The organism is Streptomyces sp. NPDC051776, assembly GCF_040681345.1.
Classification (GTDB): Bacteria; Actinomycetota; Actinomycetes; order Streptomycetales; family Streptomycetaceae; genus Streptomyces.
This window is the reverse complement of record NZ_JBFAYQ010000007.1, coordinates 161,456-183,456: the sequence shown is the minus strand read 5'-3', so window position 1 is coordinate 183,456 and position 22,001 is coordinate 161,456. Positions and strand designations below refer to the sequence as shown.

The following is a 22,001-nucleotide window of genomic DNA, read 5'->3' as shown; positions in this document are numbered from 1 at the left end:
GGAGACGTCCGATGACCGGGGAGGAGACTCCTGAGCAGCTCGATCCGCTGCCGTCCGACTGGGAACGCTGCCTGGCCGTCGTCGCGCACCCCGACGACCTGGAGTACGGGGCGGCTTCGGCCGTGGCCACGTGGACCGATCGTGGCGCCGAGGTGCGCTACCTGCTGGTGACCCGCGGAGAGGCGGGGATCGACGGGCTCGAGCCCGGCGCGTGCGCCGCGCTGCGCGAGCGCGAACAGCGGGAGAGCGCGGCCGTCGTGGGTGTGACATCGGTGGAGTTCCTCGACCACCGGGACGGCGTCATCGAGTACGGCACCCCGCTGCGCCGCGACATTGCGGCCGCCGTCCGCCGCCACCGCCCCGAGCTGATCGTGACGCTCAATCACCACGACACCTGGGGCGGCAGGTACTGGAACACCCCGGACCACCGGGTCGTCGGCAGGGCGGTGCTGGACGCGGTCGCCGACGCGGGAAACCGCTGGATCTTCCCCGAACTGATCGAGGAGCAGGGCCTGGAGCCCTGGGACGGGGTGCGCTGGGTGGCCGTCGCCGCCTCGCCCGAACCCACGCACGCGGCCGACGTCGCCGCAGGGCTCGACCGCGGCGTGCGGTCGCTGCTGGCCCACCGGACCTACATCGAGGCGCTCACCGACGAGGATCCGCAAGCGTACTGCCGGTCCGTGGTGTCCGGGGCGGCCGGGCGGGCGGCGCCGCGCTTCGGCGGCCGTCCCGCCGTGGGGTTCGAGCTCTTTCCGTTCAGCTGACCACGCTGTCCCCGGACCGCCTCAGGGCAGCCGCAGCGGCCTGCGTTCGAAGACGATGTGCAGTTCGGACTCGATCCGTGCCGCGGTCTCGGTGAGGGCGGGCAGCAGCGTGGCCCGTGACTCCGTGACCGTGGCGCGCCCGGTGTAGGTGGAGACGTTCAGCGCGGCGACGTGACGGCCCGCGCCGTCGCGCAGCGGCACTGCGAGCGACCGCAGCCCCTCCTCCAACTCCTCGTCCACCAAGGCGTGTCCGTGCTCGGCCACCCCGTCGAGGATCCGGTCGAGCGTCGCCGCATCGGTGACCGTACGGGCGGTCAGCGGCCACAGCTCCGCAACCGCGAGCCGCTCGGCACGGTCCTGTGCGTCGAGCCCGGCCAGCAGCACCCGCCCCATGGAGGTGGCGTACGCGGGGAAGCGGGTGCCGACGGTGATGTTGACGCTCATGATCCGGTACGTGGGGACGCGGGCCACGTACCGGATGTCCTCGCCGTCGAGCACGGCGACCGAGGCCGACTCGTGGACCCGGGCGGCCAGTTCCTCCAGGTGCGGGCGGACGATCTCGGTGAAGCCGAGGCCGGACAGAGGGGCGTGGCCCAGTTCCAGGACGCGGGGCAGCAGCCGGAAACGGCGGTCGGCCGACTCCACGTACCCCAGATGCTCCAGGGTGCGCAGCGAGCGGCGGGCCGTGGCGCGCGGCTGCCCGGCCGCCTCGGCCACGCGGGCGAGCGTGAGCCCCCGCGGGTCGGCGCCGAGCGCGACCAGGACGTCGAGGCCGCGGGCGAGCGACTGTACGTAGGCGGCGCCCAGTTGCTGCTTGGCCGCACTGCTCGGGCGGCCGGGACGGGGGCCCGGGCTCCGTTCGGCGTCCGCGTGCCCGGACCGGGCTTCGGCGACGGCTGCCTCCATGCCGGGCAGCAGCTCGCGCAGCCGGGGAAGCGCCCTCGCGGCGAGGCTCTGGGCGGTGTGACGGCTGGTGTGGCTGACGACGTTCATCGCACAGACCGTCCTCCCCTCCGCGTCCCGTACGGGTACGGCCACCGTGATGACACCCGGCTCGACCCGCTGGTCGTCGACGGCCCAGTCCGGCGTATGAGCGTCGGCCGCGAAGAGGGCACCAGGCGCGCAGCGGTCGGCGGGCAGGACGTCCCCGGTGCGGAAGACGGGGCACATCGCGCGTCGTCTGATGACCTGGGCGATGAAGCGGACCGCGTCCTTTCCCTCCGGGACCGCGACGGAGACGGATTCGTCGAGGGTGTCGGCCAGGGACTCCGCGAACGGCTGCAGGGGGTCGGTGAGGCCATCGGCCCGCAGATACGCGTTGCCGAACTCCACCAGGCGCGGGGCGAGTTCGACGTCACGGCCGGCGTTCCGCAGGTACCCGAGGAGGACCAGGGTCGCGACGATCCGGTCGACGGTGGAGCGGGCCAGGCCCGTCGCGTGCACGAGATCGCTCGGCCGCAGCCGGTGGTTGCCCGGCCGTGACATCACCCGCAGCACGGTGAGGCCGCGGTCGAGCGGACCGACGACCGCCGCCTCACGCCCCGGCCGGTCGGTGTCACGCGCCATGCTGACCTCCTGGTCCATGCCCGGGCCGCCGGCTCCGGGCTCGTAGGGTTGGGGGGACGGAGACGGGATGCGGTCGGGGGACGGAGACGGGATGCGATCGGAGACGGCGTGGGCGCGAGGGCCGGCCCGCACAGGGAGTCCGGAGCCCGCCGCGGAGCCTCCGCACGCATCCGCTCAGGACCCGTCCGGCGACGACCGCTGAACCCGCCTGACCTGCCACCGCACCGTTGACAGCCGGGTCGCACCGGACGGACACTCACTGCGCCGCGATTATGAACGAAAGTTCACTCTGCGAACAAGCCCTGTCAGGAGGAGCGCTTCCCATGACCGATCGCCTGCGCGAGGTCTATGTCGTCGATGCCGTCCGCACACCGATCGGCAAGTACGGCGGCGCGCTCTCCGGCGTACGCCCGGACGACCTGGCCGCGCACGTCGTCAAGGCGCTCACCGACCGGACACCGGACCTGGACCCGGCCCGTATCGACGACGTGTACGTCGGCAACGCCAACGGCGCGGGCGAGGAGAACCGGGACGTGGCGCGGATGGCCGTCCTGCTCGCCGGGCTGCCCGTGAGCGTCCCCGGTGCCACGGTGAACCGCCTTTGCGGCTCCGGCCTGGAGGCCGTCATCCAGGCCGCCCGGGCCATCGCCATCGGGGACGCCTCCGTGGTGCTCGCAGGGGGAGTGGAGTCCATGTCCCGCGCCCCCTGGGTGCTGCCCAAGCCGGAGCGGGCCTTCCCGGCCGGGAACCAGCAGATGTTCTCGACGACCCTCGGCTGGCGCATGACCAATCCGCGCATGCCGGAGGAGTGGACCGTCTCCCTCGGGGAGGGTGCAGAGCTGGTCGCGGACAAAGGCGGCATCACCCGCGAGCAGCAGGACACCTTCGCCCTGGCCAGCCACGAGAAGGCGGCCCGGGCCTGGAAGGACGGGGCATACGACGCCGAGGTGGTGGCCGTCGAGGGCACCGACCTCACCCGTGACGAGACCATCCGGGAGAACACCTCCCTCGAGGCCCTCACCAAGCTGAAGCCCGTCTTCCGCAAAGACGGCACCGTGACAGCCGGGAACGCCTCGCCCCTCAACGACGGCGCCGCCGCGCTGCTGCTGGTTGACGAGGAGGGACTGAAGGCCACCGGGCGCGAACCGCTGGCCCGTATCCGTACGTCGGCCGTGACCGGCATCGAGCCCCAGCTCTTCGGCCTCGGTCCGGTCGAGGCCGTCGGGCGCGCGCTGTCCCGGGCCGGCCGGAGCTTCGCCGATCTGACCACCTTCGAACTCAACGAGGCGTTCGCCGCGCAGTCGCTCGGCTGCCTCGCCGAGTGGCGCGATCTGGATCCGGCGATCGTCAACCCGCGCGGTGGCGCCATCGCCATCGGCCACCCCCTCGGCGCGTCCGGCGCGCGCCTCGCCGGAGCCGTCGCCCACCAACTCGCCGCCGCGGGCTCGGGCGTCGGTCTGGCCGCGCTGTGCATCGGTGTCGGCCAAGGGCTCGCCCTCGTCCTCGAACGCTGACCTTCGGCCACCGACCGGACCTTCGGAACTGCGCGGTGCGCCAGGCGTCGGCATCGTCGGCGCGGCCCGGCAGGACTCCTCCCGGCCCGGCTCCCGCACAGGGGCCGGGCAGGACTCCATGCGACCGAACCTGCCGAGAACTACACGAGTCTGCCCATCGGCTGATCCAGCGGCCCGCCTCGAGCGGTGTGAACGCTGCCCACCATCCGCAGGTAGCGCGCCCAGTCCCAGTGCGGACCCGGATCCGTGTGGTCGGCGCCGGGCACCTCGTGGTGACCGATGATGTGGTCGCGGTCCTTCGGGATGCCGTACGTCTCGCAGAGGTACGCCGTCAGTAGCGCCGACGACGCGTACAGGGCATCGGTGAACCACTCGGGCCGGTCCACCCAGCCCTCGTGCTCGATGCCGATGCTGCGCGTGTTGTGGTTCCAGTCACCGGCGTGCCAGCCGATGTCCTTGTCGTGCACGCACTGGGCGACCAGTCCGTCCCGGGAGCGCACCACGTAGTGCGCCGAGACCTTCGACGACGGGTTCCGGAAAATCCCGATCGTGCCGGCGAAGGTCTCCTGCGTGACATGAACGATCACGCGGTCGATGCGCCGGGACGACGGGCGATCGGCGACGGTGCGATTGGACGGGGCGGCCGGAAGCCAGTACGCGCCGGGGTAGTCGGCGGAGTGGCGCGGGCGTGCCGTGGCGGGCGAGGCGGTGCCCGCGGTCAGGGTGGTGGCGGCGATCACGAGGCTGCCGCCCAGCAGGGCGCGGCGGGCCGGACGGGGAAGGTTCACTTTCGGACTCCAGCAGGGGGGAGCGCACGCTCGCCGGTGCACCCGTCATGGGCGAACGGCGGGCGCGGGCCCGGAACGGGACGTCAGACGGGAAAGCCGGCGGGGGAGCCGGCGCGCCCGAGAGGATCGTCGAGTACAGCCTGCACAACGGAGTGCGCCGCTCCCAGCAACGGTCCGTCGCGGCCCACCCGGGAAACGGCGATCTCGCCGTACGGCCGGATCACCCGGCCCGTCAACTCCCGTACCGTCGCGGGCAGCAGCCACGGCGACAGCGCGGCCAGCGCCCCGCCCACCACCACGGCCTGCGGGTCGAGCAGGTTCACCACACCGGCGAGCGCGATCCCCAGAGCCGTGCCCGCCCCGTCCAGCGCGCGCAGCACCGCCTCCTCGCCCGCCCCGGCGCGCTCCCGCAACTCCCCGATTCCCTGGCCGTCCCGCAGTCCGGCCGCCTTCAGCACCGCCTCCTCGCCGGCGTACTGCTCCAGACAGCCGCGGCCACCGCACGGGCACGCAAGCCCCTCGGGGTGGACGGGCACATGGCCCAGTTCGCCCGCGAAGCCCTGCGCACCCCGCAGCAGTGCCCCGTCCACCACGACCGCCGCTCCGATGCCGATCTCGGCGGAGACATGGACGAAGTCCCGCCGGGAGCCGCCGCCCCGGCCCAGCCGGAGTTCGGCGAGAGCGCCGAAGTTCGCCTCGTTGCCGACGCTGACGATGACACCGGGCAATGCCTCTTCGAGGGCGGGGCCGGCGTCCACGCCCTGCCAGCCGAGGTTCGGTGCGCGCACCACCGTCGCCGAGTCGCGGGCGACCAGCCCCGGGACGGCGACCGCGAGTCCCCGGGGCCGCAGCCCTTCCCCCTCCGCAGCCGCCGCCACGTTCCGCACCAGCTCCGCGAGCCGGGTCAGTACGGGCGCGGGCTCACTGTTCCGCCCCGCGAGCGGCTCCTCGACCCGTACACGTACGCGCCCGCGCAGATCCATGGCGCACACGGCGAGATGGTCGACGCCGATCTCCGCGCCCAGCCCGGCCGGCCCACGGTCGCCGATCGCCAGCGCGCTCCCGGGCCGCCCCACGGTGCCGGGGCGGCCGCGGCCGAGCTCCACGAGCAGCCCGGCCCGCGTCAGTTCGTCGACGAGGGTGGAGACGGCGGCGCGCGTCAGCCCGATCCGCCCCGCGACATCGGCACGGGAGAGCGGGCCCTCGGTGGCGACCGTGTGGAGCACAAGGGAGAGGTTGCTCTGCCGTATGCCGTGCTGGGTGCGGGGCGTGCGCTGCGTGCCCGGGGTGGAGCGCTCGCCGGATGGGCGCGGCACCGCGGGCATATGCGGCGTTCCGGGCGAGGGCGCCCCCGGCCCCGGCTCCCGTCGGTGCTGCTCGCCGGAGGCTTCCGCCTCCGAGGCGCCGGTCATGCGTCGCCGAGCAGCCCGCCGGCCGCGGCCAGGGTCGTGCTCACGCGCTCCCATGCCGCATCGTCCCGTGCGACCGGGCCATGGGCGGGGCCGCGGTCCGTTCCCCAGCGCCGGGCCACCGCCGCCGGGTCCTCTCCGGTCAGCACGCCGGCCGCCTGGGCGGCCGCACCCAATGCGACCAACTCCGCGGCCCGCGGCACCTGTACGGGCCGGCCGGACAGCCGGCGGACCGTCTCGCGCCAGGCCGTACCGCGCGCGCCGCCCCCGATGAGCAGCACCGGCGCCTGCTCGTCCGCAGTCTCGTCCTCCCCGCCACCGCCGTAGGTCGTCTCGCCGTCCAGCACCCGGTCGAGGGCGGCGAGCAGGGCGAACACCGCACCGTCGTACGCGGCCTGCAGTACCTGCCCCGCCGTCGTGTCGTGGCGCAGTCCGTGCAGCAGCCCGGAGGCGTACGGGAGGTTCGGGGTGCGCTCCCCGTCGAGGAACGGCAGGCACACCGCTTCGCCGCCCGCCTCCACCGCCTCGCGGTCCCGCCCCAGCAGCGCGGCGATCCGGTCCACGGCGAGCGTGCAGTTGAGGGTGCAGGCCAGCGGGAGCCAGTCGCCGCGCGCGTCCGCGAAGCCCGCGACGGTGCCGGTGGGGTCCGCCGGCCGGCGGCGCGTCACCGCGTACACCGTCCCGGAGGTGCCCAGGCTGATGACGGGCTGCCCCGGGCGCAGCCCCAGGCCCAGCGCCGCGGCCATGTTGTCCCCGGTGCCGGGAGCCACCAACGCGCCCGGAGCGAGCGGCAGTCCGGTGAGTTCCTCGCGCACTGTACCGGCCGGCTCCGCGGGGGCCAGCACCTCGGGGAGCAGCGCAGGGGAGAGACCGACGTGCTCCAGCAGCTCCTCGTCGTATGCGCGGGTCGCCGCCGACCACCACCCCGTGCCGGAGGAGTCCCCGCGGTCGGAGGTGCCGCGCCCGGTGAGCCGCTCCGTGAGGTAGTCGTGCGGCAGCCGCACCGCGGCCACGGCGGCGGCCACCTCCGGCTCGTTCTCGCGCAGCCATGCCCACTTGGTGATCGTGAACGCCGGGGCGGGCACGCTCCCGATCCGCTCGGCCCACACCTTCGGGCCGCCGAGCTCCTCCACGAGTCGGTCGCGCTGCGGGGCGGAGCGCACGTCGTTCCACAGGAGCGCGGGCCGTACGGGGCGGCCCGCCGAGTCCAGCGTGACGAGTCCGTGCTGCTGGCCTGCGACGGACACCGCGACCGCTTCGCGCGCCACCGGTCCGCACTGCGCCAGAGCCTCGCACAGCGCGCCCCACCACTGCTCCGGGTCGCTCTCGCGGCCGGGCCCCTCGCTGACCCGGTGGAGGGCCTGCCCGCGCGCGACGACCTGCCCGGTCGCCGCATCCACGACCAGGGCCTTCGTGGACTGCGTCGAGCTGTCCACGCCGACGACCAGCGGTCCTTCCGGTGCTGCCATCGTGCCGTCCCTTTCTTCGGGTGCGCGCATCGGGGTTTCCCACTCTGCCGGTGCCCGCTAATTTGTCAACAGTGATGACGAAATAGCGAGGAGCCGCGATGAGTTACCAGCCAACCCCCGAGGACAGGTTCAGCTTCGGCCTCTGGACGGTCGGCTGGCAGGGCCGCGACCCCTTCGGTGAGGCGACCCGCCCCGCGCTCGACCCCGTGGAGGCCGTGACGCGGCTGGCCGGGCTCGGCGCGTACGGCGTGACCTTCCACGACGACGACCTCATCCCCTCCGGAGCGGGCGAGGCCGAGCGCGAGGCGCACATCAAGCGGTTCCGGCAAGCCCTGGACGCCACCGGCCTCGTGGTCCCGATGGCCACCACCAACCTGTTCACCCACCCGGTCTTCAAGGACGGCGCGTTCACCGCCAACGACCGCGACGTGCGCCGCTACGCCCTCCGCAAGACCCTCCGCAACATCGACCTCGCCGCCGAACTCGGCGCCAGGACCTATGTGGCGTGGGGCGGCCGGGAGGGTGCGGAGTCCGGCGCGGCCAAGGACGTACGGGACGCGCTCGACCGGATGAAGGAAGCCTTCGACATCCTCGGCGACCATGTCACCGAGCAGAGCTACGACCTGCGCTTCGCCATCGAGCCCAAGCCCAACGAGCCCCGCGGCGACATCCTCCTGCCCACCGTCGGCCACGCCCTGGCCTTCATCGAGCGCCTGGAGCGCCCGCATCTCTACGGCGTCAACCCGGAGGTCGGGCACGAGCAGATGGCCGGGCTCAACTTCCCGCACGGGATCGCCCAGGCGCTGTGGGCGGGCAAGCTGTTCCACATCGACCTCAACGGGCAGTCCGGGGTCAAGTACGACCAGGACCTGCGCTTCGGGGCCGGCGATCTGCGCGCCGCGTTCTGGCTGGTCGACCTGCTCGAATCGGCCGGGTACGCGGGGCCGCGCCACTTCGACTTCAAGCCGCCGCGCACCGAGGACATGGCGGGGGTCTGGGCCTCGGCGGCGGGCTGCATGCGCAACTACCTCATCCTCAAGGAGCGTTCGGCCGCCTTCCGCAGCGACCCGGAGGTCCAGGAGGCACTGAGGGCGTCCCGGCTCGATCAGCTGGCGCGGCCGACCCTGGACGAGGGCGAAACGGCGGCGGACCTGCTGGCCGACCGTACCGCCTTCGAGGAATTCGACCTGGAGGCGGCCGCGGCCCGCGGGATGGCGTTCGAACGGCTCGACCAGCTGGCCACGGACCATCTGCTCGGCGCGCGGTAGTGTTCAACCTCCCCTGAAATCACCAACGTTGGGCAAAATAGCGGGACGGGTGGTGAGTCGAACCCTCGTCCGCGTCCGTATACGGATGCGCGAGACCGGAGGGCACATCCGTGGGGGAGGAGCCGCAACGGTCTCGCGGCACGCCCGGGGAGGCGAACGTCGCGACGACGCCGCTGACCCGGATGCGACGCGGGGCCGGCCGCAGTCCGGTGGCCGCGCGCAGCAGCGGCCGTCCCATCCGGGCCCCAAGGGCCTCCGGGCTGCCGAGGAGTCTGAGGGGTCCTCTCGGCGCCCGGCCCGGCGAGGCTGCGGATGGGGGAGCGCCGAACGGTGCGTGCCGGGTGGACACGGGGGGCCGGGCCGCAGTTCGCGGCCCGGCCCCCCGCCGTACGCGCCGGGCCGCGGCCGTACGGAGCCCGTGCCGCCGGAGCCGCTCGGGATGTGAGGGGCGCGGTCCGCTTCCGGTGGGGTACGGCGTGGGCGGCCAGGAACAGGGCGGCCGGTGGCGGGGCGCGCCGTGAGGTCGCCCAGCGAGGCAGGTCGTCGGGCCCAGCCGCCGACCCGCCGGGCGTCGTAGTCGGGGGCGCCGGACCGGGCAGCAGACGGTCGCGGGCGACGAGCCGGAGCGCGAGCACCGCCGCGGAACCTCGGGCGCAGCGGCGGAGTCGCCGTGCGCGGCGCGGGCGCGAGCGGGGACGGCACGGCGTCGCCGAACGACAGGACCACGGCGCGTACGGGCCGCTCCCGGACGTCGTCGATCCGTCATGGCACGATCGGGACGGTGTACCCAGCCCCCGGCCCAGGAGGGTGCTGGCCCCCCGCCACCGCGGGTGCTGCCGTCATGGTCGCAAGCAGTCGCCGATCCGTACGTTTCTACAGGTCAGCGCATTGCGACCAATCACGGACCGGAGACCTTCATGCCGCAGGCCCCCGTACCGAACACGGATTCCTCATCCTCCCCCGCGCCGCCGGACTCCGGAAGCGAGTTCACCCCGCTGCTGCGGAAGGTGAAGGAGCAGGGGCTTCTGGAGCGCCGCACGGGCTGGTACGCGACGGGCATCACCGTCAATCTGCTGCTCCTCGCCGCCGTCGCGGTGGGGATCCACCTCGCCGGAGACACCTGGTGGACCCTGCTTCTCGCCCTTCCCCTGGCCGTCCTCTCAGCGCGTACGGGCTTCGTCGGACACGACGCAGGGCACGCGCAGATTGCCCGGAGCCGCCGTACCAACCGAGCCATCGGTCTCGTACACGGCAATCTGCTCCTCGGCATGAGCTACGCGTGGTGGAACGACAAGCACAACCGCCACCACGCCAACCCCAACCACATCGAGAAGGACCCCGACGTGGGCGTCGGCGTGCTGGTGTGGACCGCCGAGCAGGCCGCCGACCGGCGGGGGTTCGCGGGCTGGGTCACCCGTCACCAGGCGAAGCTCTTCTTCCCGATGCTGCTGCTCGAAGGCATCGCCCTGAAGGTCAGCAGCATCCAGGACCTCAGGAGGCAGGGGACGCGCGAGCGCGCCGTCGAAGGGCTGCTCCTGGTCGCGCACCTGGCCGGCTATGCCGCACTGCTGCTCACGGCCCTCCCTTTGGGCAAGGCACTTCTCTTCGCGCTCCTCCACCATGCACTCTTCGGCCTCCACCTCGGCATGGCCTTCGCGCCCAACCACAAGGGCATGGAGATGCCCGGCAGGGACGACCAGCGCTGGGGCCACCTCCGCCGCCAGGTCATCACCTCGCGCAACGTCCGGGGCGGACCCGTCACGGACTGGTTGCTCGGCGGGCTGAACTACCAGATCGAGCACCATCTCTTCCCGAGCATGCCCCGGCCCAACCTGCGGGCAGCCCGGCCCCTGGTGCACCGCCACTGCCGTGCGCTGGGGCTGCCGTACGCGGAGACGGGGCTCCTCGACTCGTACGGGCAGGCGCTCCGGCACATGCACGCGGTCGGCGCTCCGCTGCGTCCGGAGTGAGACTGGAGGGGAGGCGCGGTGCGCCGGACGGGTGCACGGGTGCCGGGGAACTGTCCGGGGCGCGTGCCCGTTCACTGAATGACCCACGGGGGTCGCCGCGAAGGAGGCGTCGGAGATGTCGAATGGGACCAAGGTCGCCGTCGGGGGCGTGGCGGTAGCGATCGTTCTGCTGATTCTGGGGGTGCCCCTCTGGGGCGTTCTGCTGGTGCTGATCGGTGTACCGGCGGTCGGGTATCTCCTGCTCGACCCCTCGCAGCGCCGCAGGCTGCGCCGGGTGAGCAGGAAGGAGCTGCGCCGCTGAGCCGCGCCGCGCCCGCGGGGACCGCCCCGCGTGTACGGGGCCGCCGTCGGCGGGCCCCAGTCCTGCCGGGGTGATCACCGGGGGTCCGCGACGGCCGCCCGGAGGGGGAGAAACCATGAGTGCCAGAGTCACGGCGGTGAGCCGCAGCGGCGAGCACGGCTTCAGCAAGCCCACACGGGACAGCATCACGTTGCTGGCCGGGCTGGGGGTGGAGGGTGACGCGCACCTGGGAGTGACGGTGCAGCATCGCTCGCGTGTCGCCCAGGACCCGACGCAGCCGAATCTGTGCCAGGTCCACCTCATCCAGGAGGAGCTGTTCTCCGAGGTCGCCGGGGCAGGGTTCTTCGTCCGCCCCGGTGAGCTGGGGGAGAACGTGACCACGGCCGGTATCGACCTGCCGGCGCTCCCCGTCGGCACGTTGCTGCGCCTGGGCGGCAAGGCGGTCGTCGAGGTGACGGGGCTGCGCAACCCGTGTCTGCAGATCGACATGTTCCAGGACGGGCTGCTGCGGCAGGTCGTCCGGCGTGACGAGGACGGCAGGATCGTTCGCAAGGCGGGGATCATGGGGATCGTGCTGACAGGCGGCAAGGTACGGCCCGGCGACCCCATCGGAGTCGAACTGCCGGCCGGGCCGCATCGCCCGCTGGAACGGGTGTGAAACGAGTGTGAGGGGGCGGCGGCCCGTAGGGCCGGTGCGCGGGCGGATGCCTGCTCACCGCGTATGAACGGACCGCGTCAACGGCTGCGCCAGCCAAGCCGGCTGCGGCTGCCCCCGCGCCTGCCCAACCGGCTGCGCCCAGCCCCCGCGCCTGCCCAACGGACCGTCCCGGCGCCACGGTCAAGGCCTGGCCGCCGTACGACGTGCAACAGGGGTCCGCAGGTCAGGAGGGCCGTACTGCCAGGTTGTCGAGGGCTTGGAGCAAAGAAGGGAGCTCGGGCCCGCGGCCCACCGGCAGCACCTCGCCGGGTTCGTCGTCGAGAAGGATGAAGGCGATGTCGTCGGTCCGTGCCACCATGCTCCAGCCGGGCCCGTCCACCCGCAGCGTACGGGCGTCGCCCGAGGCGAACGCGGAGCGGATACGGCCGGGTGGCGGGGGCGATGCGATGTAGGCGCGGGCCTCCTCGAGGACTCTGTGGACCGCAGCCTTCGCGGAGGCGGAGGCCGCGTCGGTGCCCTCCCCGCTCTGCGGACCGTCCTCGTCCTGCCCTGCGTCGTCGCTCCCCTCCGCGTCGCCTTTCCGCTGAGCGCCCGCTTCCTGCAGCCCGTCGCGCCCCGGGGCGGTGTCCCGTTCCCGATCGGAGTCCTGTTCCGGGTCGGAGTCCTGTTCCGGGGCGGAGTCCTGTTCCGGGGCGGAGTCCTGTTCCGGATCGGAGTCCTGCGCCCCTGACGGCTCGTCCGCCTCATCAGGCTCCTGCTCCTCCGCGGGCGATGACGGTGCGGACGTCTGCTCCGCTGCTTCCCCCGGCGCTTCCGCCGCGTCGCCGTCCTCTTCCCGTTCCTGTGCCGATTTCCCGAACTCGGTCTCGTCGTCGATCTGTTCCCGCCAGGCGGCCCACTGGAGTGCGATCTCGTCGGCGCCCAGCCGCCGCTGCGCAGGGCCCCAGCTCTCGGAGTCCGGCGGGCTCAGCAGCTCCCAGTCGTCCGCGTCGAGCTCCGGGTCCGGGTCCGGGTCGTGCGGCTCCGGAACGCCCGGAGCGGCTACGGCGACGGCGAGCGGCCAGCCGGGCAGGGCGGCGATGACACTGCGCTCGCTGGGCGAGAGGTCGTACTCCATTCCGCAGTCCCAGGCCGCGATGGCGCAGGCGACGAGGGAGACGTCGTCGGTGACCACCGTCCACCGCGCGCCGCTTCCGTCCTGCCCGAGGACCAGGCCGTATCCACCGGCGTACGGCTCGAGTCCGAGCACGGAACACGCCTCCGGGTAGTCGTCCCCGAGCACGCTGGGGAATTGCGCGGGCGTGAGCAGCACCGCGGTCAGTACGAACAGGGCGTCCCCGGCGTCCTGGGCCTCGTCTGTCGCGGACATGGTCACCTCTCATGGACAGTGGTGCGCGCACACTAACCATTGGCTAACGCTTCCGTCGAGAGCCCGGCGGAAGGCGTAGGCGGAGTACCAGTCGTCCGGTCCCGCTCGGGGTCCGGGAACCCTCCTCGGGCAGGTCAGGACGCTGGGGGCCCAGGCGCGGGAAACGCTCGGTCACCGAGGCTGCGACCGTGTGGCGAGCCCGTCCGGGAGGCCGGTACGGGCGGGTGTTCAGGCGGTGGAGCGCCGTACGGCGAGGGCGAGGAATCGGCTGTCCTCGTCCGTGTACGACACCATCTGCCAGCCCGACGACCGTAGCAGGGGACCGAGGTTGGGTTCCGCCCGGAGATCGAGGGGGGTCGCCTCGCGCCCCTGACGGGCCGCGAGAGCGGCACGGCCCAGGGGGTGGAAGAGCGCGAGCCACCCGTCGGGGCGCACGACCCGGGCCAGTTCGCGCAACCCCTCGCCCGGGTCCGGCAGATGCGCAACCAGACCCGCGGCGAACACCGCGTCGAGTGACGCCTCCCGCAGCGGCAGCCGCACGACGTCTGCGAGCGCGAGGGCGGCGCTGCGGTCCCTGCCGGCACGGACGGCGGCGTGCAGCATCTCGGGGGTGAGGTCGGCGCCCAGTACGGTTCCTCCGGGGCCCACGGCCTCGCGCAGCGCGGGCAGCGCCCGGCCGGTGCCGCAGCCGGCGTCGAGCACGGCGTCCCCCAGGCGCAGTCCCAGCTCCGCCACCGCGGCGGAAAAGGCCGGACCCTCGTCGGGGAAGCGGGCGTCCCAGCCGTCGGCGCGGGCGGCGAAGAACTCCCGTGTGCGGATGTGGTCGGCGTTCATGTCTCCATGGTCCCGCGCCCGGCGCCGAACGGTCACGCGCGGGCGGCCACGGCTCGGTACCTCTGGTGCGGGTGTGGAGTACGGGCCGCGGGACCGCGCCTTCCGGCACCCGCGCGCGTCCCCCGGAAACCGGCGCACACGCGACTGCAAGAGCCCGGCGTGATGAAACACCCGTACGGCGCGCATGTTCGAGCACGGCGTGATCGTTCGGGAACGTGTCAGTGTCAAATTCCGCTCGGTTCCGAAATGCGCCCCTTCCGGGCAACACCGGCGGGACTAGCGTCCCTGAGTCATGGGACACCTGGACCACGCCGCCCTCGGGTGGCTGACCCCCGTGCTGTCGTACGTGATGGCCTGCGCCGGAGCCGCCCTCGCGCTGCGCTGCACCCTGCGCGCGCTCGGGGCGGAGGGCAGATCGCGCCGCAACTGGCTGGTCACCGCGGCCTCCGCGATGGGGACAGGTATCTGGACGATGCACTTCGCCGCGATGCTCGGCTTCGCCGTCGGCGGCACCGAGATCCGCTACGACGTCCCCCTCACCGTGCTCAGCCTCGTCACAGCCGTAGTGGTCGTGGGCGCCGGGTTCTTCGCGATCGGCTACGGACCCAACCGTGTACGGGCTCTCGCCACCGGCGGACTTACCACCGGCATCGGGGTGGCCGTCATGCACTACATCGGAATGGCCGCGCTCCGCCTCCACGGCGAAGTCCTCTACGACTTCCGGCCGGTGGTCCTGTCCGTGGTCATCGCCGTGGTCGCGGCGACCGCGGCGCTCTGGGCCGCCCTCACCCTCCGCGCCCCGGTCGCCGTCGCCGCCGCGTCCCTCGTCATGGGCGGGGCCGTCAGCAGCATGCACTACACGGGAATGCTCGCCGTCAGCGTGCACGTCTCGCCGTCGGGAACCGCTCTGCCGGGGGTTTCCGCAATGCAGTTCATCTTCCCGCTCGCCGTGGGGCTGGGCGCGTATCTCTTCCTCACGTCGGCCTTCGTCGCCCTCTCCCCGACGGCTCGGGAGCGGGCCGCCAGCGCCTCCGTACAGCGGCTCCCGCCCGAAGCAGCATGAGCGGCAGCCCGTCAGGGGCCGGGGCGCGGGGCAATCCGGCCCGCCATGTCGGCCATCGGCCCATACCCCGGCAACTCCGTCCGCCCCTCGTGCGCGCCACCGCGCCCCGCGTACCGCCCACATACTCCCGGCCGCCACGGCCAGCACCCGAACGAGGAGGCCATGCCCGACCCGCGCAGCACACCCGGCGGCGCCGCGCCGCACCCCGCGCCCCCCGCGCGCGGGCGACGCGCACACGCGCGTACGTCCGCCGAGGAGGAGATACCCATGGACGGGGAGCGCGCCGCCGCCGACCGGCCTGCCTCATTTTCCGCCCGCGGCAGGAGGTGGACATGGCGGCCCCGCAGCGTACGGGCGAAGATCGTCTGCCTGCTGACGGTTCCTGTCGTCTCGCTTCTCTCCTTCTGGGCCTTCGCCACCGTCTCCACGGCCCAGGACATCGCCGGACTTCGGCAGTCGGCGCGCGTCGACGCCCAGGTCCGCGCGCCCGTCACCGCCGCCGTGGACGCCCTGCAGCAGGAACGGAAGGCAGCCCTCGGGCACCTCGCGAAGCCGGACGAGGACGGCGCCGGAGACTTTGCGTTCCTTGCGCGCCGGTCCGAACGGGCCGTGGACCGTCTGCGGCTCGGCGACCGCCACACCATCGCCGAAGGCATGGGCCTGCCCGCGCCCGCGGTCGGGGCGACGAACGCCTTCGTCAGGCGGGCCGCGGATCTCTCCGGACTGCGTGAGCGGATCGCCGCACGCAGGGTGAACTGGGACGACGCCTATGCCGCGTACACCCGCACCATCGGTTCCGCGCTGTCCGCGACCGGCGCTCTCGCGGAGGTCGCTGGGGTGCGGTACGACGGGCGGGCCACGCACCCGCGCGTCCTGCAGGAGACCTCCCGTTCACGCGAACTCCTGGCGCGCGAGGACGCCCTGCTCACCGCCGGCCGGCTGAAGGGGACGTTCGCGGCCGGCCGGCACCGCCAGTTGGCCGGGGTCGTCGAGGCACGCCGCGCCTTCGAGGAGGCCTCGGCGACCGGCCTGCGCGGCGCGGACCGCGCACGGTGGCGCGCCGTCGCCAAGGGCCCGGCGTACGCCCGGGTGCGCGCCGTGGAGGAGGACGTGCTGCGCTTCGGTCCCGGGCGCAAGGCCGCGATGGCCGCTTCCGCCGTGGCCTGGGACGGGCCGTACGACACGCTCCGGGCCGACATGCGCTCGCTGGAGACCGGCGCGCTCGCCTCAGCGGCCCGGGACGCCGACCCCCTGGCCCACGGCCTACTCTCCGGGGGCGGGGTCCTGGTGCTGCTCGGTCTCGCAGCCGTCATCGCGTCCCTCGTCATCTCCGTACGCATCGGGCGCGGCTTGGCCGTCGAGCTGGTCTCGCTGCGCAACGACGCCCTCGAACTCGCCCGCCACCGACTGCCGGAGGCGATGGGGCGGCTGCGTACGGGCAAGGAGATCGACATCGACACCGAGGCCCCCCGGCGCCCTCCGGCCGAGGACGAGATCGGCCAGGTCGCCGAAGCGCTCGGCTCCGTCCACCGGGCCGCCCTCGTGGCCGCGGCCGAACGCGCCCGCCTGGCCAGTGGTGTCTCGGCGGTCTTCGTCCATCTCGCCCGGCGCAGCCAGGTCCTCGTCCACCGCCAGCTCGCGCTGCTGGACAGGATGGAACGGCGCGTCGAGGACCCCGGTGAACTCGGCGACCTCTTCCGCCTCGACCATCTGACCACGCGCATGCGGCGCCACGCGGAGAGCTTGATCATTCTTTCCGGCGCGGCACCGGGGCGGGCATGGCGCCTGCCGGTACCGCTGACGACCGTGGTCCGCGCCGCCGTGTCGGAGATCGAGGACTACACCCGAGTCGAGGTCTGCCGGCTGCCGGAGACCTCCGTCGCCGGAGCCGCCGTCGCCGATCTGACCCACCTGCTCGCCGAACTCGTCGAGAACGCCGCCCAGTTCTCCCCGCCGCGGACCATGGTGCGTGTCAGCGGCGAGTTCGTCGGCAGCGGTTTCGCGCTGGAGGTCGAGGACCGCGGACTCGGCATGGGCGAGGAGACGCTGCGCGCGGCCAACCGCCGTATCGCCGAATCCGAGGCGTTCGACCTGGTCGACAGCGACAGGCTCGGACTCTTCGTGGTGAGCAGGCTGGCCGCCCGGCGCGGGGTGAAGGTCTCTCTGCGGCCCTCGCCCTACGGGGGTACGGCGGCCGTGGTCCTGCTGCCGCCGTCGCTGTTGCAGGCGGCCGCGCGCGGGGACGGGGAGACGTCGGGGGCGGCGGGACCCGCGGGGGTGGCGGCGAGACATGTGAAGTCACAGGGGGCGGACCCTCCGGCGGACCGGCTGCCGCACCTCGTTCCCGATCATGTGCCGGATCAAGTGCCGGATCTTGTGCCGGATCACGTGTCGTACGGTCTCGAACTGGCCGACGTTTCACGGCAAGCGGTCGAGGCGGGGTTCATCGGACACCTCTCGGTTCCGGTCCCCGCTCCCCGGACAGCCCCGGGCCCCGCAGCGATGGACGTCGCGGGCCGTGCCTCCTCGGCGAGCGGCCGGTGCGCCGCGTCGTTCGGCCCGGACGCACCGCTGATGCCGGGAGGGGGCATCTACGAGCGGCCCGCCCCGTACGAACCCGTGGCCCACGAGTCCGGAAGCCGCGAGGACGCCGCCCCTGATCCGGCGGTAACCCGTCCGCGCCTGCCCTCGCGAAGTCTCCGGAGTTCCGCGGGTCTTCCGGGTCCTGAAGGTTCCCGGAGTTCCGCGGGCCGGGGTCCTGAGGGTTCCCGGAGTTCCGCGGGCCGGGACGCGTCCGGCGGGCCTGCGCCGAATGAGGGCGGCCTGCCGCGCCGGATCCGTCAGGCCAGCCTCGCACCCCAGTTGCGTACGGCCCCGGCGCCCGAGGAACCGCACGCACCGGCCGGCTCCGGCGAACAAACCGAGGACCGCGCCCCGGAAGACGTCCGAGACCGCATGACTGCCTTTCGCAACGGGTGGATCCGCGGCGGAGGTGCCTCCGCCGCCGGAGCGACTGAAGGAGACCGAGAATGAATGAGGACCGCACGTCCGAAACCCCGTATGCGTCGGGCGAGCTCAACTGGCTGCTGGACGATCTGACCACCCGGATCCGGGAGGTGCGGCACGCGGTCGTGCTCTCCAACGACGGTCTGGCGGTGGGCGTTTCGGATCGGCTCACGCGCGAGGACGCCGAGCACCTGGCCGCCGTGGCCTCCGGCTTTCACAGCCTGGCCAAAGGCGCCGGACGCCACTTCCGGTTCGGAAGGGTGCGGCAGACGATGGTCGAGATGGACGGCGGCTTCCTGTTCGTCGCGGCCGCCGGCGACGGTTCATGCCTCGCCCTCCTCAGCGGTGTCAGCGCCGATGTGGGCCTGATCGCCTACGAGATGGCGCGGTTGGTCAAGCGGGTCGGCGAGCATCTGCAGGCACCGTCCCGCTTCGCGGACCAGCAGCCCCCTGCCGCGGGCTGACCGCGCGCGACCGACATGGCACAGGACGACTGCCTTCGGCGGCCCGAGGGCAGCCGGCCGGCACGGCGGGCAAGCCAGTGGTACGACGCCGAAGCCGGGCCCCTCGTCCGCCCCTACGCGATGACGGGCGGGCGTACCTGTCCCGGCACCCAAGGCATCCGCTTGGACCTCATCGCTCTGGTCACCGGGGACGCGGGCGCCATCGACCCGGAGGCGGCCCGTCTGGGACCCGAACACCGGACACTGCTCGGCCTCTGTGACACCAGGACCCTGTCGGTCGCCGAACTGGCCGCCGACGCCGACCTGCCGGTGGGCGTCGTCCGCGTCCTGCTCGGCGACCTGCTCCAACTCGGCTGCGTCACCGTTCGCGGCCCCGTACCCCCGTCCCTGCTCCCCGACGAGAACATCCTGAGAGAAGTGATCGATGGACTCCGTGCGCTCTGAGACCGCCCCCTCCGCCGTCGGCGGAAGCGAAGCCGACGTGCTCGCGCTGAAGATCCTCGTGGCCGGCGGCTTCGGGGTCGGCAAGACCACACTGGTCGGAGCCGTCAGCGAGATCCGGCCCCTGCGCACGGAGGAACGGCTCAGCGAGGCGGGCCGCGGCGTTGACGACCTCGCCGGCCTCGACCGGAAGACCACCACGACGGTGGCCATGGACTTCGGCCGGATCACGATCCGGCAGGGGCTGTCGCTCTACCTCTTCGGCACCCCGGGCCAGGACCGGTTCTGGTTTCTGTGGGACGAACTCGCGACCGGCACGCTGGGCGCGGTCGTCCTCGCCGACACGCGGCGGCTCGAGGACTCCTTCCCGGCCGTGGACTTCTTCGAGCACCGGGACATCCCGTTCGTGGTGGCCGTCAACTGCTTTGCCGGAGCGCGTGCGTACGGAGCGCACGAGGTGTCGCAGGCGCTCGATCTGAAGCGGGGCACACCCGTGGTGCTGTGTGACGCGCGGGACCGCGACTCGGGAAAGGAGGTGCTGATCCGGCTGGTCGAGTACGCCGGGCGGGTCCACACCGCCCGGCTGCTCGACTCCGTCGGATAGCCGCCGGCCCGCCGCCGGGAGGAGTCCTGCTCTACTCGGCGAGGGCGGCCCGGGCGACGACCCGGTCCACCCGCACACGGACGACGAGCTCGCCCGGAACGGCGTTGCGCTTCCCGTACGCCTCCGCCTGGTCCGCTCCCATGTAGCGCCCTGCGATGCGCGTCGCCCAGTGAAGGAGCTCCTCTGCGTCCTCACTGACGTCGGCCCGGCCCCGGATCGAGACGAACGAGAAGGGGGGACGGTCGTCGTCCACGCAGATCGCCACCCGGTCGTCGCGCAGCATGTTGCGGCCCTTGGCGGTCTCCTTGTGCGTGGTGAGCACGAGGTCGTCCCCGTCGAGCACGAACCACACGGGGGTGACGTGAGGGCTGCCGTCGGAGCGCACGGTCGACAGCTTAGCGGTGCGTGTTCCCTCGGAGACGAAGGCGCGCCATTCGTCCTGGGTCATTGTGTGTGCCATGCGTCCATCTTCTGTCATATGCCGACGTCGGACACGGTACGGCTACCACCTCGCATGGTGGGTTGCTCGTACGGCCTACGTGGGACAGGCTTCACGTCAGTTGAAGCGAACTGCCGTACGGGGAGGCGGAGGGACGCACATGGCATTGGGCAAGGGGCTCGACTGGCTCGTGGAAGATCTGACGCGGCGCGTCGGGTCGGTACGCCACGCGCTGGTCCTGTCGAACGACGGACTGGTGACGGCGGCCAGCGAGGGGCTCGAGCGTGAGGACGCCGAGCATCTCGCGGCGGTGTCATCGGGCTTGCACAGTCTGGCGAAGGGCTCGGGTCTGCACTTCAGGGCCGGGCAAGTGCGGCAGACGATGATCGAGTTCGACGATGGTGTGCTGTTCGTGACAGCGGCTGGGGAGGGCAGCTGTCTCTGTGTGCTCGGCTCGGCGGACGCCGATATCGGGCAAGTCGCATACGAGATGACGCTGCTGGTCAACCGCGTGGGTGAACACCTCGCCGTCGCCGCCAGGCAGCAGGGCGGAACCGTGGGAGGAGAGGCTCTCGGGGGTGGAGGCGCGGGCGAGGACTGAGGTGCCCGACCGGCCGGTCCGCCGGGGCCGTCCGAGTGAGGTGTCCGATTGACGTGTCCGACTGAAGCGTCCGACTGAGTTATCCACAGGGCAAGCGGCATGTCGGTCTTCCGGACTACGGTCATCACCGAGAGTGATCGAACCGTACGGGGGAGACCGTCATGGCAGTTCAGGAGAAGCGGACCGCAGCGCAGGACGTCGTCGACCGGCGCACCGCGCATCGGAGCGTGGGGCGTCGGGGGACCACGCATCGGGGCAGGGGGCACGGGCGCAACGGACATCGCGTCGTTGCCGAGCGAGGGATCGTGCGCGGGGGTGTCCCGGCGCAGGGCTTCGACGACACCGAGGGCGGCCGTCGGGTCGCCGGCGAGCGGGGCGGGGGTGATCGCCGGGTCGGTGATCCGGTGGGCGGTTTGGCCGGTGACCGGCGGATCGGCGAGGGACCCTCCGGTGAACCGGGCTTCGGCGAGCCGGGTGTTGAGGGCCGCCGGGTCGCCGAGGAGACACCTGCTTTCGCCTTCCGGAGGGCCGCGGCGGAGCTTGGCCTCAAGCCGCGGGAGCTGGTGATCGCGGTGCAGCAGGAGGAAGTGCGGACCGTGCCCGCTCCCGTTGGTACCGGTCGACGCGTGCCGTGCGCGGAAGTGACGCGGCTGCAGCAGGAGGAGGGTTTCCCCGACCGGCTGCGCGAGCGCGTAAGGGTGGTCGGGACGGCCGAAGCCGCAGGGCTGATGGGGATCACGCAGGAGCGCTTCGGCCGCCTTGCGCGGGTCGGCCTGCTGAGCCCCGCGACGTTCTACGTCAACCGCTATCGCGCCGTTGTCTGGCTCTATCCGGCAGTGGAGTTGCGGGCGTTCGCCGAGCGCGAGCCCGGCATGCTGACCGGCATCATGCCCAAGAACCTCAGGGCGCTGCTTGACGCCGGGGAGGACTGGCGCGCCCGGAACTGGCGCAGTCGCCGCGTCGGGCAGCTCGCCCGGCAGACAGAGGACCCGTGGGGTCGGGCTGCGGTCCCCGCCGCTCTGCTGCCCGCCGATGAACTGGCCGAGATCGTCGAGGATCCCTATGAGCGGGCGTATCTGCGCAAACTGCGCCCGGCGCTGGTGTCCAACCGGGCAGTCTCGACCGCGACTTGGGAGGTGGTCGAGCGACTGATCAGAGCTGACGACCCGGACGAGATCCTGTGGATCCGGCTGTCGCTCGCCTATGCACTCGACGAGGCCAGGGCTGTCCGGTCGGCCCCGCTGCCGGGGGAGTCCTCACCGGAATCCGGAGGTCTGCCACTGGAGAACACCGGCCGCAGCCATGTCCCGCCACGAGACGACCTGCCCGAGGACGGTCCACCGGGGGCCGGCTCAGCCGAGGGAGGTCCACCGGAGGACCGTCCATCGGAAGGCGCCCCGCTGCCGAGCGGAAGGGAGGAAGAGGGCCGTGCCCGTGGCTTGAGGGCCTGGCTGCGCCGCCGGCCGGGGTGAT

General features: G+C 72.9%; 20 protein-coding genes. 13 read left to right on the top strand and 7 right to left on the bottom strand.

Annotation, left to right across the window (positions count from 1 at the left end):
• Positions 1-11 precede the first annotated feature (11 nt).
• On the top strand, positions 12-764 hold the full coding sequence (locus tag AB0M26_RS08935) for a PIG-L deacetylase family protein (protein WP_365256823.1): 753 nt from the start codon (positions 12-14) through the stop codon (positions 762-764).
• A 21-nt stretch (positions 765-785) separates the two neighbouring features.
• Here the strand turns inward: AB0M26_RS08935 and AB0M26_RS08930 are convergent, their stop codons facing one another.
• Positions 786-2,330, bottom strand: coding sequence for an IclR family transcriptional regulator C-terminal domain-containing protein (locus AB0M26_RS08930; protein ID WP_365256820.1), 1,545 nt, complete (start codon positions 2,328-2,330; stop codon positions 786-788).
• A 323-nt stretch (positions 2,331-2,653) separates the two neighbouring features.
• Between AB0M26_RS08930 and AB0M26_RS08925 the strand changes: the two genes are divergently transcribed.
• Positions 2,654-3,844, top strand: coding sequence for a thiolase family protein (locus AB0M26_RS08925; RefSeq protein WP_365256818.1), 1,191 nt, complete (start codon positions 2,654-2,656; stop codon positions 3,842-3,844).
• A 140-nt stretch (positions 3,845-3,984) separates the two neighbouring features.
• Here the strand turns inward: AB0M26_RS08925 and AB0M26_RS08920 are convergent, their stop codons facing one another.
• From AB0M26_RS08920 to xylB, 3 genes are all read right to left on the bottom strand, one after another.
• Positions 3,985-4,566, bottom strand: a complete 582-nt coding sequence (locus AB0M26_RS08920; protein WP_365256873.1) for an N-acetylmuramoyl-L-alanine amidase — start codon at positions 4,564-4,566, stop codon at positions 3,985-3,987.
• A 149-nt stretch (positions 4,567-4,715) separates the two neighbouring features.
• The gene (locus AB0M26_RS08915; protein ID WP_365256870.1) at positions 4,716-5,957 is read right to left on the bottom strand and encodes an ROK family transcriptional regulator; all 1,242 of its coding nucleotides are present in this window, start codon (positions 5,955-5,957) and stop codon (positions 4,716-4,718) included.
• Between the two features lie 83 nt (positions 5,958-6,040).
• Complete coding sequence (gene xylB, locus AB0M26_RS08910; RefSeq protein WP_365256815.1) at positions 6,041-7,510, bottom strand: xylulokinase; 1,470 nt, start codon at positions 7,508-7,510, stop codon at positions 6,041-6,043.
• Between the two features lie 98 nt (positions 7,511-7,608).
• Here xylB and xylA point away from each other — a divergent pair, with 98 nt between their 5' ends.
• The 4 genes from xylA (at position 7,609) to AB0M26_RS08890 (ending at position 11,707) form a co-directional block, all read left to right on the top strand.
• Positions 7,609-8,778, top strand: a complete 1,170-nt coding sequence (gene xylA / locus AB0M26_RS08905; protein ID WP_365256812.1) for a xylose isomerase — start codon at positions 7,609-7,611, stop codon at positions 8,776-8,778.
• Positions 8,779-9,695: 917 nt separating this feature from the next.
• A complete protein-coding gene (locus AB0M26_RS08900) occupies positions 9,696-10,748 on the top strand; it encodes an acyl-CoA desaturase (protein WP_365256809.1) in 1,053 nt (350 codons plus the stop codon).
• 115 nt (positions 10,749-10,863) lie between these two features.
• On the top strand, positions 10,864-11,049 hold the full coding sequence (locus AB0M26_RS08895; protein WP_365256806.1) for a hypothetical protein: 186 nt from the start codon (positions 10,864-10,866) through the stop codon (positions 11,047-11,049).
• A 115-nt stretch (positions 11,050-11,164) separates the two neighbouring features.
• The gene (locus AB0M26_RS08890) at positions 11,165-11,707 is read left to right on the top strand and encodes an MOSC domain-containing protein (protein ID WP_365256803.1); all 543 of its coding nucleotides are present in this window, start codon (positions 11,165-11,167) and stop codon (positions 11,705-11,707) included.
• A gap of 223 nt (positions 11,708-11,930) precedes the next feature.
• Here AB0M26_RS08890 and AB0M26_RS08885 read toward each other — a convergent pair whose 3' ends face one another.
• Both AB0M26_RS08885 and AB0M26_RS08880 read right to left on the bottom strand, forming a co-directional pair.
• Positions 11,931-13,076, bottom strand: coding sequence for a hypothetical protein (locus AB0M26_RS08885; RefSeq protein ID WP_365256800.1), 1,146 nt, complete (start codon positions 13,074-13,076; stop codon positions 11,931-11,933).
• A gap of 228 nt (positions 13,077-13,304) precedes the next feature.
• The gene (locus AB0M26_RS08880; protein ID WP_365256797.1) at positions 13,305-13,910 is read right to left on the bottom strand and encodes a class I SAM-dependent methyltransferase; all 606 of its coding nucleotides are present in this window, start codon (positions 13,908-13,910) and stop codon (positions 13,305-13,307) included.
• 292 nt (positions 13,911-14,202) lie between these two features.
• Between AB0M26_RS08880 and AB0M26_RS08875 the strand changes: the two genes are divergently transcribed.
• The 5 genes from AB0M26_RS08875 (at position 14,203) to AB0M26_RS08855 (ending at position 19,488) form a co-directional block, all read left to right on the top strand.
• Complete coding sequence (locus AB0M26_RS08875; RefSeq protein ID WP_365256794.1) at positions 14,203-14,973, top strand: MHYT domain-containing protein; 771 nt, start codon at positions 14,203-14,205, stop codon at positions 14,971-14,973.
• A 162-nt stretch (positions 14,974-15,135) separates the two neighbouring features.
• Positions 15,136-18,006, top strand: coding sequence for a nitrate- and nitrite sensing domain-containing protein (locus AB0M26_RS08870; protein ID WP_365256791.1), 2,871 nt, complete (start codon positions 15,136-15,138; stop codon positions 18,004-18,006).
• Positions 18,003-18,443, top strand: coding sequence for a roadblock/LC7 domain-containing protein (locus tag AB0M26_RS08865; RefSeq protein ID WP_365256788.1), 441 nt, complete (start codon positions 18,003-18,005; stop codon positions 18,441-18,443). Before AB0M26_RS08870 ends, AB0M26_RS08865 begins: the two co-directional genes overlap by 4 nt.
• A 15-nt stretch (positions 18,444-18,458) precedes the next feature.
• Positions 18,459-18,887: a DUF742 domain-containing protein gene (locus AB0M26_RS08860; RefSeq protein WP_365256785.1), complete on the top strand. Its 429-nt coding sequence runs from the start codon at positions 18,459-18,461 to the stop codon at positions 18,885-18,887.
• The gene (locus tag AB0M26_RS08855) at positions 18,868-19,488 is read left to right on the top strand and encodes an ATP/GTP-binding protein (RefSeq protein WP_365256782.1); all 621 of its coding nucleotides are present in this window, start codon (positions 18,868-18,870) and stop codon (positions 19,486-19,488) included. Before AB0M26_RS08860 ends, AB0M26_RS08855 begins: the two co-directional genes overlap by 20 nt.
• Before the next feature lie 31 nt (positions 19,489-19,519).
• On the opposite strand, the gene AB0M26_RS08850 is transcribed toward AB0M26_RS08855, so the two are convergent.
• Positions 19,520-19,948, bottom strand: coding sequence for a PPOX class F420-dependent oxidoreductase (locus tag AB0M26_RS08850; RefSeq protein WP_365256779.1), 429 nt, complete (start codon positions 19,946-19,948; stop codon positions 19,520-19,522).
• Positions 19,949-20,087: 139 nt separating this feature from the next.
• Between AB0M26_RS08850 and AB0M26_RS08845 the strand changes: the two genes are divergently transcribed.
• Both AB0M26_RS08845 and AB0M26_RS08840 read left to right on the top strand, forming a co-directional pair.
• Positions 20,088-20,528, top strand: a complete 441-nt coding sequence (locus tag AB0M26_RS08845; protein ID WP_365256776.1) for a roadblock/LC7 domain-containing protein — start codon at positions 20,088-20,090, stop codon at positions 20,526-20,528.
• Between the two features lie 161 nt (positions 20,529-20,689).
• On the top strand, positions 20,690-22,000 hold the full coding sequence (locus tag AB0M26_RS08840; RefSeq protein ID WP_365256773.1) for a DUF6397 family protein: 1,311 nt from the start codon (positions 20,690-20,692) through the stop codon (positions 21,998-22,000).
• Position 22,001 lies beyond the last annotated feature (1 nt).

Bases quoted from the DNA above. Each gene is read 5' to 3' on its own strand.
- xylB (WP_365256815.1), bottom strand. From the start codon at position 7,510: ATGGCAGCACCGGAAGGACCGCTGGTCGTCGGCGTGGACAGCTCGACG.
- AB0M26_RS08880 (WP_365256797.1), bottom strand. From the start codon at position 13,910: ATGAACGCCGACCACATCCGCACACGGGAGTTCTTCGCCGCCCGCGCC.
- AB0M26_RS08895 (WP_365256806.1), top strand. From the start codon at position 10,864: ATGTCGAATGGGACCAAGGTCGCCGTCGGGGGCGTGGCGGTAGCGATC.
- AB0M26_RS08925 (WP_365256818.1), top strand. From the start codon at position 2,654: ATGACCGATCGCCTGCGCGAGGTCTATGTCGTCGATGCCGTCCGCACA.
- AB0M26_RS08885 (WP_365256800.1), bottom strand. From the start codon at position 13,076: ATGTCCGCGACAGACGAGGCCCAGGACGCCGGGGACGCCCTGTTCGTA.
- AB0M26_RS08845 (WP_365256776.1), top strand. From the start codon at position 20,088: ATGGCATTGGGCAAGGGGCTCGACTGGCTCGTGGAAGATCTGACGCGG.
- AB0M26_RS08855 (WP_365256782.1), top strand. From the start codon at position 18,868: ATGGACTCCGTGCGCTCTGAGACCGCCCCCTCCGCCGTCGGCGGAAGC.
- AB0M26_RS08865 (WP_365256788.1), top strand. From the start codon at position 18,003: ATGAATGAGGACCGCACGTCCGAAACCCCGTATGCGTCGGGCGAGCTC.
- AB0M26_RS08860 (WP_365256785.1), top strand. From the start codon at position 18,459: ATGGCACAGGACGACTGCCTTCGGCGGCCCGAGGGCAGCCGGCCGGCA.
- AB0M26_RS08850 (WP_365256779.1), bottom strand. From the start codon at position 19,948: ATGGCACACACAATGACCCAGGACGAATGGCGCGCCTTCGTCTCCGAG.
- AB0M26_RS08890 (WP_365256803.1), top strand. From the start codon at position 11,165: ATGAGTGCCAGAGTCACGGCGGTGAGCCGCAGCGGCGAGCACGGCTTC.
- xylA (WP_365256812.1), top strand. From the start codon at position 7,609: ATGAGTTACCAGCCAACCCCCGAGGACAGGTTCAGCTTCGGCCTCTGG.
- AB0M26_RS08935 (WP_365256823.1), top strand. From the start codon at position 12: ATGACCGGGGAGGAGACTCCTGAGCAGCTCGATCCGCTGCCGTCCGAC.
- AB0M26_RS08840 (WP_365256773.1), top strand. From the start codon at position 20,690: ATGGCAGTTCAGGAGAAGCGGACCGCAGCGCAGGACGTCGTCGACCGG.
- AB0M26_RS08915 (WP_365256870.1), bottom strand. From the start codon at position 5,957: ATGCCCGCGGTGCCGCGCCCATCCGGCGAGCGCTCCACCCCGGGCACG.
- AB0M26_RS08930 (WP_365256820.1), bottom strand. From the start codon at position 2,330: ATGGCGCGTGACACCGACCGGCCGGGGCGTGAGGCGGCGGTCGTCGGT.
- AB0M26_RS08875 (WP_365256794.1), top strand. From the start codon at position 14,203: ATGGGACACCTGGACCACGCCGCCCTCGGGTGGCTGACCCCCGTGCTG.
- AB0M26_RS08870 (WP_365256791.1), top strand. From the start codon at position 15,136: ATGCCCGACCCGCGCAGCACACCCGGCGGCGCCGCGCCGCACCCCGCG.
- AB0M26_RS08900 (WP_365256809.1), top strand. From the start codon at position 9,696: ATGCCGCAGGCCCCCGTACCGAACACGGATTCCTCATCCTCCCCCGCG.